Origin of the sequence: Microbacterium sp. ISL-59 (genome assembly GCF_018613945.1) — a bacterium.
Taxonomy (GTDB): Bacteria; Actinomycetota; Actinomycetes; order Actinomycetales; family Microbacteriaceae; genus Microbacterium; species Microbacterium oxydans_B.
Genome location: NZ_JAGGPG010000001.1, coordinates 112,360 through 128,097, shown reverse-complemented (window position 1 = coordinate 128,097; position 15,738 = coordinate 112,360). Strand labels below are relative to the sequence as shown.

Genomic DNA, 15,738 nt, shown 5'->3' with positions numbered 1-15,738 from the left:
CCTGGTCAGGCGACGGGATCGTCGCGAAGTCGGTGCGAAATGGCGCGCGAAGACGCTCAGCGCGCAGAGCTTGAAGACAATTCTACGACCTCGCGGGCCGCCGTGGCGACGTCCTCGTTCACGATGAGGTGATCGAACTCGTTCTGCGCGGCGAGTTCACCCTTGGCGGTGCGCAGTCGGCGGGCGCGTTCCTCGGCATCCTCGGTGCCGCGGCCGACCAGTCGATGCACCAATTCGTCCCAGCTCGGAGGCAGCAGGAAGATGAGCGTCGCGGCCGGTTCTGCGGCGCGCACCTGACGAGCGCCCTGCAGGTCGATCTCGAGCAGAACCGTCTTGCCGGCAGCCAGAGCCTCGTCGATGGGCCCCCGTGGCGTGCCGTAGCGCGACTTGTTGTGGACCACGGCGTGCTCGAGGAGTTCCCCGTCGGCGATCAGCCGATCGAACTCGGCGTCGTCCACGAAGTAGTAGTGGACGCCGTCGATCTCACCGGGGCGCGGCGGCCGTGTGGTCGCCGACACCGAGAGGTGGATCTCCGGATTGTGCTCTCGGATGTGCGCGGCCACGGTGCCCTTGCCGACCGCGGTGGGGCCGGCGAGCACGAGCAGTCGACTCCGCGCCCCTCGCGCGCTCGGCACGGGGAAGCGCGTGTCGAGCCATTCCTCCAGCACCCGGCGCTGACGAGCTCCGAGACCACCGAGGCGCTTGACCGGAGAGATCTGCAGCTCCTCCAGCACGCGGTCGCGCTTGCCGGCACCGATCGCGGGGAGAGCGAGGAGGAAGTCGGTGATGCGCATCGACCCCTCGACCGAGTCGGCATCCTCCGTGGCGCGGTGCAGCACGGTCTGCGGGGTCACCACCCGCATCGTGAGGTCGCGCTTGACCGAAGCCCGCGCGCGACGGCGTTCGACGGCACGGCGCGCCGCGGCAGCCCTGTCGACTTCGGGAACCGTGCGCTGCGCCTCAGACACCGGCCACCTCGCGGTACTCGGTGGCGCGAGCGGTGATCGCCTCGGCCAGATCCGCGGGACCTGCCGAGAGGATGCTGCGGCTCTCGCTCGCGATCACAGAGTCCGACATGCGGCCGAAGCGGTGAGGGAGGTCGGCCGGCGTGGCACCCTGGGCGCCGAAGCCGGGAGCGAGGATGGGAGCTGCCGGTGCGAAGGGTTCGATCCCGGCCAGGGTCCAGTCGACGGTCGCGCCGATGACGAAGCCGAGGCTCCCCCACTCCCCTGCCGCCGACTCTGCGGCGTTGCGCGCAGAGACCTCGGTGATGACCGCAGCCGACACCGTCGCGCCGGTCGCGCCGGTGGAGCGCTGCAGGCCTTCGGCCTCGGGGTTGCTGGTCGCGGCGAGCACGAACAGCCCCTTACCGTTTTCGGCAGCCAGGGCGAACGCCCCGTCGAGAGCTCCGACGCCGAGGAACGGATTGACCGTGAGCGCGTCGGCTTCCAGGGGCGAACCCGGAGCCAGCCACGCACGCGCGTAGTCGTCCATCGTGGAACCGATGTCCCCCCGCTTGGCGTCGGCGATCACGATGAGCCCGGCGGCGCGTGCCGCCGCGAGAACGTCTTCGAGTGCGGCGATGCCCTGCGAACCGAAGCGCTCGAAGAACGAGACCTGCGGTTTCACGATGCCCACCCGCCCGGAAGCGGCCTCGACCGTGCGCAGACCGAACTCACGCACGCCCTGTGCGTCGTCGCTCAGCCCCCACGCCGCGAGCAGCGCGGCGTGGGGGTCGATGCCGACGCAGAGCGGTCCGCGTGCGTGCAGCGCCGCTCGGACCCGCTCGCCGAAGCGTTCGCTCACAGTGCCGCCTTCCGCTCCAGCGCGTACTCCTGGAGGCTCTTGACCTGGAAGCCCTCGTGGGCGGCATCCATTCCACTCACGGCCGCGCCGAGCACGGCCATGGTCGTGAACAGGGCCTTGTCTGCGGCGACCGCCGCCGCGCGGATCTCATACCCGTCGGCACGGGCCGCCCCGCCGGACGGGGTGTTCACGACGATGTCGATCGCTCCCTCGTTGATGAGGTCGACGATGTTCTTCGCGCCGGATTCCTGCGTCGCACTGTACTTCTCGACGACGGTCACGGCGATGCCGTTGCGGGAGAGGATCTCGGCGGTGCCCTCGGTCGCGACGATCGTGAAGCCCAGCTGCTGCAGACGGTGCGCGGGGAGGATCACGGCGCGCTTGTCCGAGTCGGCGACCGAGATGAACACGGTGCCCGAGGTGGGCATGCCGCCGTACGCCGCCGCCTGACTCTTCGCGAAGGCCGTCGGGAAGTCGCGATCGATACCCATGACCTCGCCCGTCGAACGCATCTCCGGGCCGAGGATGGAGTCGACGGTCTTGCCGTCGGCCGTGCGGAACCGCTTGAACGGGAGCACGGCTTCCTTGACCGACACCGGGGCATCGAGGGGCACGCGGGATCCGTCCTGCTCGGGCAGCATGCCCTCGGCGCGCAGCTCGGCGATCGTGGAACCGGTCATCACGCGGCTCGCGGCCTTGGCCATCGGGATGCCGAGAGCCTTGGAGACGAAGGGCACGGTGCGGCTGGCGCGGGGGTTCGCCTCGATGACGTAGAGCACGCCGGCGCTGATGGCGAACTGCACGTTCAGCAGTCCGCGTACGCCGACGCCCTTCGCGATGGCCAGAGTGGCCTCGCGCACCCGGTCAACGTCGGTACGGCCGAGCGAGACCGGCGGCAGCGTGCAGCTCGAGTCGCCCGAGTGGATACCGGCCTCTTCGAGGTGCTCCATGACGCCGCCGATGTACAGATCGGTGCCGTCGTAGAGCGCGTCCACATCGAGCTCGATCGCGTCGTCGAGGAAGCGGTCGACCAGGAGCGGCTTGCCCTCCTCGATGATGACCTCGCCCGCGGTGCGCACGAAGTAGTCGCGCAGCGATGCGGTGTCGTAGACGATCTCCATGCCGCGGCCACCGAGGACGAAGCTCGGGCGCACCAGCACCGGGTAGCCGATCTCCTCGGCGATGCGCACGGCGCCCTCGACGTCGATCGCCGTGCCGTTGCGCGGTGCGACGAGCCCCGCCTCATCGAGCAGACGGGAGAAGAGCTCGCGCTCCTCGGCCAGGTCGATCGCCTCGGGGCTGGTGCCGAGAACCGTGTATCCGGCGGCCTCGATGCCCTTTGCGAGCCCGAGCGGCGTCTGGCCGCCGAGCTGGCACACCACTCCGAGGATGGTTCCGCTCGCCGCCTCGGCGTCGAGCACCTCCAGCACGTCTTCGAGCGTCAGCGGTTCGAAGTACAGGCGGTCGGAGGTGTCGTAGTCGGTCGACACGGTCTCCGGGTTGCAGTTGACCATGACGGTCTCGAAGCCGGCGTCCGACAGCGCGAACGAGGCGTGCACGCACGAGTAGTCGAACTCGACGCCCTGCCCGATGCGGTTCGGCCCGGAGCCGATGATGACGACCTTGGTCCGGTCGGACGGGGCCACCTCGGTCTCGAAGTCGTAGCTCGAGTAGTGGTAGGGCGTGAGAGCCGGGAATTCGCCGGCGCAGGTGTCGACCGTCTTGTAGACCGGGCGGATGCCGAGGCCGTGGCGGACGCCGCGCACCTCCGCCTCCTTCGTGCCGCGGATCTCGGCGAGCTGCGCGTCGGAGAAGCCGTGCTCCTTGGCGTACCGGAGGGTCGCGGCGTCGAGCTCGGGAGCCGTGCGCACGATCTCGGCGACCTCGTTGATCAGCACGATCTGGTCGAGGAACCACGGGTCGATAGCCGTCGCGTCGAATGCCTGCTCGATGGTCGCGCCCTTGCGCAGCGCCTGCTGCAGCGTCACGATCCGGCCGTCGGTCGGGATCTTCGAGATCTCGAGGAGCTCCTCGACCGAGCGCTCCTCGGCGCCCCAGTGGAAGCTCGATCCGCGCTTCTCCAGCGAGCGGAGTGCCTTCTGCAGAGCGGTCGCGTAGTTGCGGCCGATCGCCATCGCCTCGCCGACCGACTTCATGGTCGTGGTGAGGGTGGCGTCGGCGGCCGGGAACTTCTCGAACGCGAAGCGCGGCACCTTGACCACGACGTAGTCGAGAGTGGGCTCGAAGCTCGCCGGCGTCACGCCGGTGATGTCGTTCGGGATCTCGTCGAGGCGGTAGCCGAGTGCGAGCTTGGCAGCGAGCTTCGCGATCGGGAATCCGGTCGCCTTCGAGGCGAGGGCGCTCGAGCGCGAGACGCGCGGGTTCATCTCGATGACGATGATGCGGCCGTTCGACGGGTCGACCGCGAACTGGATGTTGCAGCCACCGGTGTCGACGCCGACGGCGCGGATGATGTCGATGCCGATGTCGCGCATCTTCTGGTACTCGCGGTCGGTGAGCGTCAGCGCGGGTGCGACCGTGATCGAATCGCCCGTGTGCACGCCGACCGGGTCGACGTTCTCGATCGAGCAGACCACGACCGTGTTGTCGGCCGTGTCGCGCATGAGCTCGAGCTCGTACTCCTTCCAGCCGAGGATCGACTCCTCCAGGAGTACCTCGGTGGTGGGCGAGTCGCGCAGGCCCGCACCGGCGATGCGACGCAGGTCGTTCTCGTCGTAAGCGAAGCCGGAACCCAGGCCGCCCATCGTGAAGCTCGGGCGGACCACGAGCGGGTAGCCGAGTTCGTCGGCGGCCGCCAGGACCTCGTCCATCGTGTGGGCGATGCGGGAGTCCGCCACGTCGGCACCGGCGTCGAGGACCAGCTGCTTGAAGATCTGCCGATCCTCGCCCTTGTTGATAGCCTCGAAGCTGGCGCCGATGAGCTCGACGTCGTACTTCTCCAGGATGCCGTGGTTGTGCAGCTCGATCGCCGCGTTCAGCGCGGTCTGGCCGCCGAGGGTCGGCAGGATCGCGTCGGGGCGCTCCTTCGCGATGATCGTCTCGATGACCTGCCACGTGATCGGCTCGATGTAGGTCGCGTCGGCGAAGTCGGGGTCGGTCATGATGGTCGCCGGGTTGGAGTTGACCAGGATGACCCGGACGCCCTCTTCACGGAGCACGCGGCACGCCTGGGTGCCGGAGTAGTCGAACTCGCAGGCCTGACCGATGACGATCGGGCCGGAGCCGATGACGAGGACGGAGTTGATGTCGTCGCGCTTGGGCATTACTTGGAGTCCTTCTGGCTTGCGATGACCAGGTCGCGGAACCTGTCGAAGAGGTAGTTGGCGTCGTGCGGGCCGGCCGCCGCCTCGGGGTGGTACTGCACCGAGAAGGCCGGGATGTCGAGGGCGCGGAGGCCCTCGACGACGTTGTCGTTGAGGCCGACATGGCTGACCTCGACCTTGCCGTAGCCGTTCGGGCTGTCGAACGAGCCCTCCAGGGGCGCCTCGACCGCGAAGCCGTGGTTGTGGGCCGTGATCTCGACCTTGCCGGTCTGCTTGTCGAGCACCGGCTGGTTGATGCCGCGGTGGCCGAAGGGCAGCTTGTAGGTGCCGAGGCCGAGCGCGCGACCGAGCAGCTGGTTGCCGAAGCAGATGCCGAAGAACGGGAGGCCGTCATCGAGCACCGAGCGGAGCAGCTCGACGTGGTCGCCGGAGGCCGCAGGGTCGCCGGGGCCGTTCGAGTAGAAGACCGCGACGGGGTCGATCGCCCGGATCTCGTCGATCGTCACGTCCTGCGGGAGCACGTGCACCTCGAAGCCGCGCGCGGCGAGGTTGTCGATCGTTGCCTGCTTCACGCCGAGGTCGAGCACGGCGAGGTTGCCGATCCGGTCCCCCATCGCCGTGGTGATGGTCACGACGTCGACCGAGACCTCGGCGGAGAGGTTGCGCCCCGCCATCTCGGGCGCTTCGCGGACGATGCGCACCTGCTCCTCTGGGTCGAGGTCGGCATCAGCACCGGAGAAGATCCCGCCGCGCATGGAGCCGGCCGAGCGGATGTGGCGGGTGATCGAACGCGTGTCGATACCGCTGATGCCCACGACGCCGTCCTCGACGAGCACGTCGTCGAGCGACGCGTTCGCGCGCCAGTTCGACACGACGCGCGAGGGGTCGCGCACGATGTAGCCGGCGACCCAGATGCGGCGGGATTCCGCGTCTTCGTCGTTCATGCCGGTGTTGCCGATGTGAGGTGCCGTCTGCAGGACGATCTGACCCGCGTACGAGGGGTCGGTGATCGTCTCCTGGTATCCGGACATGCCGGTCGCGAAGACGACCTCACCCAGGGTGCGGCCGCGGGCACCGTATGCGCGTCCGGTGTGGCGGGTGCCGTCTTCCAGCACGAGGACGGCGGGATCGGGGAGCTGAGCCGCAGGGGCCTGTCCGGGGGGTGTCGAGAGTGTCATGACGTTGCTCCAGTGTCGGGGGCGGCGGGGACGAGCCGCTGCAGGTCGGAGATGAGATTCCGCGGGTCGCCGGTGGCGAGCCGCAGGTAGCTGTCGACGATCGTGTCGTCGTCGATGTTCCAGGCGATGCGCACGAGGCCGCCGGGCTCGACGACCCGGTCGATCGTGACCGTGGCGCGGTCGACGGCGACGAGCCGGGCGTTCGCGAGGAACACCGTCGGCGCGCCGTCGAGGCAGAGGGCGATGCCGCGATCCGTGAGGGCGAGTTCGCCGCGGGCCCGGTACGCGAGGGGCGACACCGCCAGACGCTCGAGCGGCTGCTCGTGCCGTGTGGTCGACACGTACAGCACCTCGTCGCGGCGGGAGACCTCCGCATGCTCCGGAACCCCCAGCGGGGCCGTGAACACGGAATCGCGGCGGATTCGTCGTCGCCAGGCGAAGAGCATGGTGAGCAGTACCAGGAGCGCGACCGCGATCGTGATCGCGACAGCGAGGTCCCGAGCGCTCATGCGCCGAGCTCCTCGACGACGCTGCCGCCGTCGACGGTGAGGACGCCCCCGTGGATCGTATACTCGACCCGTCCGGGAAGAGCCCTGCCGAGGTACGGCGAGTTCACACTGCGGCCGTGCAGATCGGCTTCGGTGAAGACGCCGTCGACGGAGGCGTCGTAGAGCGTGATCTGGGCGGGCTGACCGACCTCGAGCGGAGTGCCGTGACCGGCGAGGCTGCCGATACGCGCCGGCGTCGCGCTCATCACCCGTGCGACATCGGACCACTCCAGCAGCCCGGTCTGCACCATCGACTGGTGCACGACGCGCAGTGCGCTCTCGAGGCCCACCATGCCGTTCGCGGCGGCCTGCCACTCGCACGCCTTGTGCTCGCTCGGGTGCGGGGCGTGATCGGTGGCCACGATGTCGATGGTGCCGTCGGCGAGCCCCTCGCGCACGGCGAGCACATCCTCTTCCCGGCGCAGGGGCGGGTTGACCTTGTACCGCGCGTCGTATCCGCGCACGAGCTCGTCGGTCAGCAGCAGGTGATGAGGGGTGACCTCGGCCGTGACATCGATTCCGCGTTTCTTGGCCCAGCGGATGATGTCCACCGACCCTGCGGTCGAGAGGTGGCACACGTGCAGGCGCGAGCCGACGTGCTCCGCGAGCAGCACGTCGCGGGCGATGATCGACTCCTCGGCGACGGCGGGCCAGCCGGCAAGACCGAGCTCCGCCGAGACCGTGCCCTCGTTCATCTGCGCACCCTCGGTGAGGCGGGGATCCTGCGCGTGCTGCGCGATGACGCCCCCGAAGGACTTCACATACTCGAGCGCGCGGCGCATGATCAGCGGGTCGAACACGCAGAAGCCGTCGTCGCTGAAGACGCGGACCTGCGCGCGGGACGTCGCCATGGCGCCCAGCTCGGCGAGACGCTCGCCCTTCTGGCCGACCGTGACCGCGCCGATGGGCTGCACGGTGGCGTAGCCGGCGGCTTCGCCGAGGGCGAGCTCCTGCTCGACCACGCCGGCGGTGTCGGCGACCGGCGAGGTGTTGGGCATGGCGAAGACGGCCGTGAAGCCGCCGGCGGCTGCAGACCTCGTGCCGGTGAGGATAGTCTCGGAGGCTTCGTAGCCCGGCTCCCGCAGATGCGTGTGGAGGTCGACGAGACCGGGGAGCGCGACGAGTCCCGCTGCGTCCACGACGCGTGCACCGGTCCGGCTCAGTCCGCTGCCGATCTCGGCGATCCGGCCGTCCTCGATGATGATGTCGGCGCTCTCGGCACCGAGAAGCTGCGCACCGGTGATGACGAGGGTCTCGTTCACAGGTCTCCCCCTCGTTCGTCGTCTCGTTCTCCTGCCAGCAGCAGGTACAGCACCGCCATACGGACGGAAACCCCGTTCGTGACCTGTTCCAGCACCGTCGAACGGGGGGAATCGGCTGCTTCCGAAGAGATCTCCAGTCCCCGGTTCATGGGTCCGGGGTGCATCACAATGCTACCGCCCGGAAGAGCCGCCACACGCCGCGCGTCCAGGCCCCAGCGTCGGGAATACTCCCGCTCAGTCGGGAAATACGCGGCGTTCATCCGTTCCAGCTGGATGCGCAGCATCATCACCGCGTCCGGCTCCTCCGCCAGCGCCTGATCGAGGTCGTACACGACGCGGACCGGCCAGAGCGAGACGTTCTGGGGAACCAGCGTCGGTGGAGCCACCAGCGTGACTTCGGCACCGAGCGTGGTGAGCAGCCAGACGTTCGAGCGCGCGACCCGTGAGTGCAGGACGTCGCCCACGATCACGACGCGCATTCCGCTCAGGTCCTGGCCGCGGCTGTCGGCGCCGAACCGACGCTTGCGGATGGTGAAGGCGTCGAGCAGAGCCTGGGTCGGATGCTCATGGGTGCCGTCGCCGGCGTTCACGACCCCGGCCGAGATCCACCCGCTGGTCGCGAGGGTCTGCGGTGCACCGGAGCCCGGGTGACGGACCACGACCGCGTCGGCGCCGATCGCCTCGAGCGTCTGCGCGGTGTCCTTCAGGCTCTCGCCCTTCGAGACGCTGGAGCCCTTCGCGGCGAAGTTGATGACGTCGGCGGAGAGTCGCTTGGCGGCGGCTTCGAACGAGATGCGCGTACGCGTCGAGTCCTCGAAGAAGAGGTTCACGACCGTCTTGCCGCGCAGGGTCGGAAGCTTCTTGACCTCACGGGACTGCGTGTCGGACATGTCCTCGGCGACATCGAGGATGCGCAGGGCCGTGGTCCTGTCGAGAGTGCGGGTGTCGAGGAGGTGTCTCATTCGCCGATCGTCACCTCTTCGGCCCCGTCGTTCTCGAGGAGGCGCACGTTGACCCGCTCGGTGCGGGCGGAGGGGATATTCTTGCCGATGAAGTCCGGCCGGATCGGAAGCTCACGGTGCCCGCGGTCGACGAGGATCGCGAGGCGCACGACCGCGGGGCGTCCGATGGACTGGATCGCGTCGAGAGCGGCGCGGATGCTGCGGCCGGAGAAGAGCACGTCGTCGACGAGCACGACGGTCTTGCCGTCGATGCCGCCGACCGGGATCTCGGTCGGCTGCGGAGAACGCGTGGGATGCTTGGCGAGGTCATCACGGAACAGCGTGACATCGAGCGATCCGACCGGGACGGACTGCTGCGCGATCTCGCTGATCAGCAGGCCGAGGCGGTGAGCGAGAGTGACGCCGCGGGTCGGGATGCCCAGCAGGACGAGATTCTCGGCGCCTCGATTGGATTCGAGGATCTCGTGCGCGATACGGGTCAGCGCTCGTGAGATGTCGGCTTCGTGCAGCACAGTGCGCATGCTCATCGGCCGCTCCCTTCTCCGCCTCACAGGACGGTGTTAAAGGTTGCTTGTCATGCCAGTGTATCGGAGCGATGAGGCTCCCGAGGGTCAGCTGGCCTCTTGCAGCACCGGGTCGGTGACGTCGTCGATCTTCGACGAACGGATCGCGTGACCTGCGGTGGAAAGGCAGCGCCCGGTCTTCAGATCCCACTTCCAGTCGTGCATGCTGCACGTGAGGATGCCGTCTTCGTCGACCGTGCCGGTGCGGGTGAGGTCTGCGCGCAGGTGCGGGCAGCGACGCTGAACGACCCAATCGCCGATCTCGGTGTCTTCGGTCTGGTCGGTCTGCTCCTGGTACCAGTTCTCGACGTACTCGATGCGGTCGACCGAGAGGCACTTGAGGAACGTGGTGAGGAACTCGTTGAACTTGCCGCTGCGGCCGACGGAGAACTGCATCGAGAGGAAGATCGAGTTCGACCAGTCGATCTCGTGGTCGACGATGTTGGTCGACACCAGATCGGCGGGGATGGTGTACCAGTACACGCACTCCTCGCCCGCGTACTCGCGGACCTTCGCGCGCGGGAAGTCCACGACCATGTCGAGTTCGCCGATGCGGAAGCGCACGCAGCCACCGACGCCGAGCCGGATCGTGCGGGACTTCTTCAGCAGCGGCTCCCACCACGTCTTGATGGCTTCGAGCATCTCCGCGGGCGGGATGATCTCGGCGCGAGAGGCCTCCTCATCGTGGATCTCCTGCTGTCGGCTCGCGCGCTGCTCCTCGAGGTAGTCCCACTTCTCATCGAAGATGTGCGCGATCTCGGCCTCGGTGTAGAGAGTCTGCTCGCTGGTGACCGCTCCCCCGTCGACCGTGACCACGGTGCCGGGGATGAAGAGCTGGCCGTCGTACTGCGGCGCGAGCTCCTTCATGTGCGCGAGGAACTGCTTCTGATCCGTGAAGATCGACTCGCCGTTCTTGCCGAGCCCGTTGAAGTCGAACAGGTCGTCGCGGAGGAACATGGGCGGGCCGGCCATCGGGAAGACGTGCGGGGCATCGACCTTCTCGATGTAGTACATGGCGCGCTTGTTCTGCGCCTCGCGCTTGAGCCGAGCGAAGTTCTGCTTGGCATCCAGCGGCAGGTCGTAGACCATGGGCCACCAGATAGCTCCGGAGACCTGCGTGAAGTACGCGTCGGGCTTGCCGAAATCGAGCAGCTTCTCGAGGTCGAGCGGGTGCGAGTCGTTCTGGTTGAGCACCGAGCCGGTACCGTCGTCGACGCTCAGGGAGGAGTCGCCGATCGGACCGTCGCTGGGCGCGCGCAGCGGTGTGATCATCATCTTGAGCTCACCGCGCTCGATGACCCGACCCGCGGGTGCGTAGGTGATGTTCGTGTAGCCGAGCGCGCGGATGTCCTTCTCGAGGTCATCGGTCGGGTACTCCGGAAGAAGCACCTCGATGTCCTTGCGGATGTAGCGCTCGAGCAGCTTCGGGTCGAAGTGGTCGCGGTGGCGGTGCGAGATCCAGAGGAAGTCGGCCTCACGCCCGAAACGCTCCCAGTCGAGCCCTCGGTTGTCGGGGAACGGGAACCAGGATCCGTAGAAAGAAGGCCCGAGGACCGGGTCGCAGATGATGTTCCCGCCCAAGGTCTCGATGAACATCCCGGCGTGGCCGAGTCCCGTGATCCGCATTGCATTCCTCCCGAAAGTGAACCGTTCGATTGTACCGAGGGCTCCCTGTGGGCCCGGTCGACCTCGCCGTGAGTATTCCGGTCAGGCGTCGAAGAACCCGCGGCGGCCTCACCGACACATCGCCGCGCGAGGCCGCCGTGCCACACTTCAGGCGTTGGAGCCGTGGGGGTATCGCAGGCAGGCCGCTCCGATGACCAACAAGGTGATGAGCGCTGCCAATGCGACTATCAGGAGAGCAGTGGCGCCTACGGATCCGGTGATCGTCACGGCCGGAGCATATTCCCGTCCGGCAGCGCCGCGAAACGTCGCGATAAATGGAATCGCGATCGTCGTCCCGCCGCCGAACGCCACGGCCGCGCATAGCATCCATCCAACGAGCACGATCCCGACCGAGATGAGGAGTGAATGGAGAACGACCAGGCAATAGCCAACCATCGACGAAGCCGAGCCGCGCATTCCGATCGCCCCTTCAGCGCTCGTCATCGTACGCACCTGGCAGTGAAGCCATTCTTCGTGGACAGCTCGGGATACTTCCCCATCGCCCGGCACGTGTTCCACCAGCTGACAACGATCCACGTAGCGACACCGAGTACCGCCGCGGCAACGACGATCATCGCAATCGTCGTCACGACGATGACGACCAGGGGGAGAGGATCGGCAACGACGGGGTACGCCACGTCGCTGAGCTCCTGATGCTTGACGATCTGCGTCAAGGTCGTTCCCTCGACGATGTAATGCGTTGGTACTGCCTCGCCATTGGCGTCGCGGGCCCAAGCCGGCTCAAAGACCACCTTGGTCACACCTTGCGCGTCAATGATCAGCGCCCCGCCTTCGTCGGTCGCCACGAGCCTGTGCCCTGCGGGAATCGACAGGCCATACGCGTAAGACTCGGACGCCAGTTCATTCTCGATGACCGAGAGGAGCTGTACGCCTCCCTCCGTCGGAACGACGGCGTTGGAGCTCTCACCGCCAGAGGCAAACGCGACGGCGCCGTTCTCTAGCGTGCTGGCGGGGGCTGAGGTTGCTGCATTGGGGAGAGATATCCCGAGCGAGAACTCCCCTACGGTCATGGAAACGCCATCTCTGGCATTGGCCGGGATGATCACGTCCAGATAGCCGTCGCTCATCACAGGATTGGCATTGTCCTGCGCTGGCGACTGGGAGCCGACGGGGTGCTGGAGCAAACCTTCACCCAGGTTGCCGAGAGCGCTTGCGACTGCCTGATCCTCCTCACCATATGAGGACGTACCTTCCTCGGCGAGAGCCGGTGTGGCCGTCACCATTGTTGCAGCCAACGCTCCCGCGATGATGATTCCTACTGTCCGGTTCGTTCTCATGTGCATCTCCAAGCCTCCTCTACTTGATCCCCGCTAACCGGTAACACGCTAGCTGTGTACGGGTTGCGACTCTTGCGCACCGAACTTCCCGTAGATGCGCCCCACCCACCCCGTCCGGCTTGAGCTGTCCAAACGACGTGCCCGCGCTCGTCCTCCTTCGAACCTCGCGGCGAGAGACAGGTCAGGCGTCGAACAGCCCGCGGATGTCTTCGGCGGAGAGGGACTGCGCGAACAGTGCCTCGTCGTCCAGCACCGCCGTGAACAGACGCGCCTTCCGACGCTGGAGTTCGAGCACCTTCTCCTCGATCGTGCCCGTGGCGATCATGCGGTAGACGAACACCTGGTTGTCCTGACCGATGCGGTGCGTGCGGTCCACGGCCTGCGCCTCGGCGGCCGGGTTCCACCAGGGATCGAGCAGGAACACGTAGTCGGCCTCGGTGAGGGTGAGTCCGAATCCGCCGGCCTTCAGGCTGATGAGGAACACCGGCTGCTCCCCCGACGTGAAGCCTTCGACCACCTTCTGGCGGTGCCGCGTCGAACCGTCGAGATGCGCATACGGGATGCCTGCGGCTTCGAGGCGCGCCGCGGCCATGTCGAGGAACGACGTGAACTGGCTGAACACCAGAGCCCGATGCCCCTCCGCCTGCAGCTCGATCACGCGCTCGAGCAGAACATCGAGCTTGCGGGATCCGATCTTCGCGTCTTCGGGATCGATCAGTCCGGGAGCCAGGCTGAGCATGCGCATCAGTGTCAGAGAGCGGAACACGATGAAGCGGTTGCGGTCGAGGTCTTCCAGCAGTCCCAGCACCTTCTGCCGCTCGCGCTGCAGAACGACCTCGTAGAGCGCCCGGTGGGAGGAACTCAGCTCGACCTCGAGGATCTGCTCCTGTTTCGCCGGCAGCTCCGGTGCTACCAGCTCCTTCGTGCGGCGCAGCAGGAGTGGGCGGATGCGGCGGCGCAGCCGTTCGAGCCGGCGCTGCCGATAGGCCCCGCCCTCCTCGTTCTCGGGGACCTTGCCCTGCTCGATCGGCTGGATGTAGTCCTCGCGGAACTTCCGGGCAGAGGCGAAGAGGCCCGGAGCCGTCAGCTTGAGCAGTGCCCACAGCTCGCTGAGGCTGTTCTCCATCGGCGTTCCGGTGACCGCGAAGGTGACGTCGGCGGGGAAAGTCGCGACCGCACGGTGCAGCTTGGTCTCGGGGTTCTTCACGAACTGGGCCTCGTCGAGGATGAGTCCGGCCCACTCGACACCGGCGTACGAGTCTTCGTCGAGCCGTGCGACGGCATAGGTCGTGATCACGAGGTCGATGTCACCCAGCGAGGATGCCAGCGGTGGCCCCTGTGTGCTCGCCCGGACCAGCACGCGCAGCGCCGGCGCGAATCGTGCGGCCTCGCCGCGCCAGGTCGCGAGGACAGACGTGGGCACGACGACGAGGAACGGTCGCCGCTCACCCGCTTCGCGTGCGTGCATGATGAGCGCCAGCAGCTGCAGCGTCTTGCCGAGGCCCATGTCGTCGGCGAGGATGCCGCCGAGGCGGTGCGCCCAGAGGAAGGCGAGCCAGTCCAGACCCTCTTTCTGATAGGGGCGGAGTTCGGCCGTGATTCCCTGCGGCACCGCGACCGCCGGTACGGAGCTCGCCCGACGCAGCCCGTCGGCCGTCGCCCGCCATGTCACGGCGGGAAGAGCCTCGTCGGCGAGATCCTCGAACTCCTCCCACAGGTCAGTCTGGTGTCGGCTGATCCGCGGACCGGCTTCCCACTCCTCGAGGTCGCCGGCCTCGTCGATCAGCTCGCGGAGGCGGTCCAGCGCCCGGTGATTCAGAGAGAAATAGCCGCCGTCGGAGAGGAGGAGCTTCTTCTTCCCCTTGCTGAGTGCGGTGAAGAGCGGTCCGAACGGGATGGTCCGGCCGTCGATCTTCACCAGGACGCCGAGATCGAACCAGTCGGGATCAGTGCTCTCGACCGTGGTCACCGTGATCTCAGGCTCGCCCGTGAGCTCGTGATAGCTCTTGCTGCGGCCGGTGACGGTGACGGTGACGCCCTCGGCCTCGAGCGCCGGCACCACTCGGGTGACGAACTCGGCGGCCGCGATGTCGTGGAAAGTCCCGGTGGGCGCGAGCTCCTCCCCCAGTCGTTCCATCCACACGGCCCGAAGCGCATCCCTGAGGGCATTCTCGGCGACGGCGTCTCGCACCGCATCGGAACTCGGCGTGAAAGGCACGAGTCCGAACCCGCGGTAGTCCCACTCGAACGAATACTTGACGGTGTCGCCCCGCTGGAAGGACAGTTCCAGCACGGCACGGGGCGCGGGAAGAGGAGGCAGCTCGACCCGACCGACCGGCCGCACGTCGATACGGCGAGCCAGCAGCGGATAGGCATCGCGGAAGAACGCCGCCTCGTCGCGGGCCGGCACCTCGAGGCCTTCGCCGGCACCCAGCAGCGCGTGGACGGGTCGGCTGATCGCCACCTCAGCCAGCGTCACGCGGAGCTTCGTGCCGCGCTGCGCGACCTCGTACAGACCACTGTGCCCGATCGGATGCACGGCGAGCGGTTCGACCTCGCGGCCGTCGATCGTGACGGCGGGGTGCACGACGAGGCCACCGCCCTCGCGTGCGACGGTCGCACCGATCGATGCGCGCTCCGCGAGCACGACAGTCGTGCTCTTCTGGGTGGCGACCAGCGGGATGCCGACGTCAGCCCCCGCACGCAGATGCCCCCAGAGCAGACCGGACTCGATCAGGTCGGCCACCAGCCAGTCGCCCGCAGTGCCGGAGAGGAGCGTGTCGCGCGCGATGCTGAGCAGATCGGCGAACCACCGCGACCGGTCGCGCCCGTACTGCGTGGGCGAGCGGCGAACCGCGTCCCACGATGCGGTCCCCTGTACCCAGGCGCCGGTGGACGCACTCTTCTCGAGCGGTCGGATTCCGAGCAGGATCTCGCCGGTGCGCTTCGCCACATCGCGTGCGGTCGCCGTGCGCTGGGGACGGGACGCCCACGGGTTCGCGCCTCGGCCGTCGCGCAGTCGCAGTTCCACACCGAGTGCGAGTGGAGTTTCGGCGTCGTCGCGCGGAGCGCCGAGAATCGACCGCCAGTCCGCGGATGACGAGCCCTCCGAGCGAGACGGGTCGGACGCGAGGGACATGCCCCCATCCTCTCCGACACCACCGACAGTGTC

Annotated in this window: 12 protein-coding genes; all 12 read right to left on the bottom strand. The window is 67.7% G+C overall.

Translation table 11 applies throughout. The features are described 5' to 3' along the window. Window positions 1-56: 56 nt before the first annotated feature. Entirely contained in the window at window positions 57-968 is a 912-nt protein-coding gene (gmk, locus tag J7E45_RS00605) for a guanylate kinase (protein ID WP_215066447.1), read from the bottom strand. Continuing rightward, window positions 961-1,806, bottom strand: coding sequence for an orotidine-5'-phosphate decarboxylase (gene pyrF / locus J7E45_RS00600; RefSeq protein WP_215066445.1), 846 nt, complete (start codon window positions 1,804-1,806; stop codon window positions 961-963). The genes gmk and pyrF overlap by 8 nt, the downstream gene beginning before the upstream one ends. Next, window positions 1,803-5,090, bottom strand: coding sequence for a carbamoyl-phosphate synthase large subunit (carB, locus tag J7E45_RS00595; protein WP_215066443.1), 3,288 nt, complete (start codon window positions 5,088-5,090; stop codon window positions 1,803-1,805). Before carB ends, pyrF begins: the two co-directional genes overlap by 4 nt. Beyond that, on the bottom strand, window positions 5,090-6,268 hold the full coding sequence (carA, locus tag J7E45_RS00590; protein WP_091036437.1) for a glutamine-hydrolyzing carbamoyl-phosphate synthase small subunit: 1,179 nt from the start codon (window positions 6,266-6,268) through the stop codon (window positions 5,090-5,092). The genes carB and carA overlap by 1 nt, the downstream gene beginning before the upstream one ends. Next, window positions 6,265-6,777 (bottom strand): hypothetical protein, encoded by a 513-nt coding sequence (locus tag J7E45_RS00585; RefSeq protein ID WP_091036439.1) that lies wholly within the window; start codon window positions 6,775-6,777, stop codon window positions 6,265-6,267. The genes carA and J7E45_RS00585 overlap by 4 nt, the downstream gene beginning before the upstream one ends. Next, window positions 6,774-8,078 carry a dihydroorotase gene (locus tag J7E45_RS00580; RefSeq protein WP_215066441.1) on the bottom strand — a complete coding sequence of 435 codons (1,305 nt, stop codon included), beginning with the start codon at window positions 8,076-8,078 and terminating at the stop codon, window positions 6,774-6,776. Before J7E45_RS00580 ends, J7E45_RS00585 begins: the two co-directional genes overlap by 4 nt. Continuing rightward, entirely contained in the window at window positions 8,075-9,040 is a 966-nt protein-coding gene (locus J7E45_RS00575; RefSeq protein WP_091036443.1) for an aspartate carbamoyltransferase catalytic subunit, read from the bottom strand. The genes J7E45_RS00580 and J7E45_RS00575 overlap by 4 nt, the downstream gene beginning before the upstream one ends. Next, on the bottom strand, window positions 9,037-9,567 hold the full coding sequence (gene pyrR, locus J7E45_RS00570; RefSeq protein WP_029263350.1) for a bifunctional pyr operon transcriptional regulator/uracil phosphoribosyltransferase PyrR: 531 nt from the start codon (window positions 9,565-9,567) through the stop codon (window positions 9,037-9,039). The genes J7E45_RS00575 and pyrR overlap by 4 nt, the downstream gene beginning before the upstream one ends. Window positions 9,568-9,651: 84 nt before the next feature. Next, entirely contained in the window at window positions 9,652-11,229 is a 1,578-nt protein-coding gene (locus J7E45_RS00565; RefSeq protein ID WP_091036446.1) for a Rieske 2Fe-2S domain-containing protein, read from the bottom strand. Between the two features lie 147 nt (window positions 11,230-11,376). Next, window positions 11,377-11,712, bottom strand: coding sequence for a hypothetical protein (locus tag J7E45_RS00560; RefSeq protein ID WP_215066439.1), 336 nt, complete (start codon window positions 11,710-11,712; stop codon window positions 11,377-11,379). Further along, on the bottom strand, window positions 11,709-12,566 hold the full coding sequence (locus J7E45_RS00555; RefSeq protein ID WP_215066437.1) for a hypothetical protein: 858 nt from the start codon (window positions 12,564-12,566) through the stop codon (window positions 11,709-11,711). The genes J7E45_RS00560 and J7E45_RS00555 overlap by 4 nt, the downstream gene beginning before the upstream one ends. Before the next feature lie 181 nt (window positions 12,567-12,747). Next, window positions 12,748-15,705, bottom strand: coding sequence for a DEAD/DEAH box helicase (locus J7E45_RS00550; RefSeq protein WP_215066435.1), 2,958 nt, complete (start codon window positions 15,703-15,705; stop codon window positions 12,748-12,750). Window positions 15,706-15,738 lie beyond the last annotated feature (33 nt).

Excerpts from the sequence above, each read along its gene's own strand:
- carA (WP_091036437.1), bottom strand. The coding sequence starts at position 6,268 with ATGACACTCTCGACACCCCCCGGACAGGCCCCTGCGGCTCAGCTCCCC.
- J7E45_RS00550 (WP_215066435.1), bottom strand. The coding sequence starts at position 15,705 with ATGTCCCTCGCGTCCGACCCGTCTCGCTCGGAGGGCTCGTCATCCGCG.
- J7E45_RS00575 (WP_091036443.1), bottom strand. The coding sequence starts at position 9,040 with ATGAGACACCTCCTCGACACCCGCACTCTCGACAGGACCACGGCCCTG.
- J7E45_RS00560 (WP_215066439.1), bottom strand. The coding sequence starts at position 11,712 with ATGACGAGCGCTGAAGGGGCGATCGGAATGCGCGGCTCGGCTTCGTCG.
- pyrR (WP_029263350.1), bottom strand. The coding sequence starts at position 9,567 with ATGAGCATGCGCACTGTGCTGCACGAAGCCGACATCTCACGAGCGCTG.
- J7E45_RS00555 (WP_215066437.1), bottom strand. The coding sequence starts at position 12,566 with ATGAGAACGAACCGGACAGTAGGAATCATCATCGCGGGAGCGTTGGCT.
- J7E45_RS00565 (WP_091036446.1), bottom strand. The coding sequence starts at position 11,229 with ATGCGGATCACGGGACTCGGCCACGCCGGGATGTTCATCGAGACCTTG.
- carB (WP_215066443.1), bottom strand. The coding sequence starts at position 5,090 with ATGCCCAAGCGCGACGACATCAACTCCGTCCTCGTCATCGGCTCCGGC.
- J7E45_RS00585 (WP_091036439.1), bottom strand. The coding sequence starts at position 6,777 with ATGAGCGCTCGGGACCTCGCTGTCGCGATCACGATCGCGGTCGCGCTC.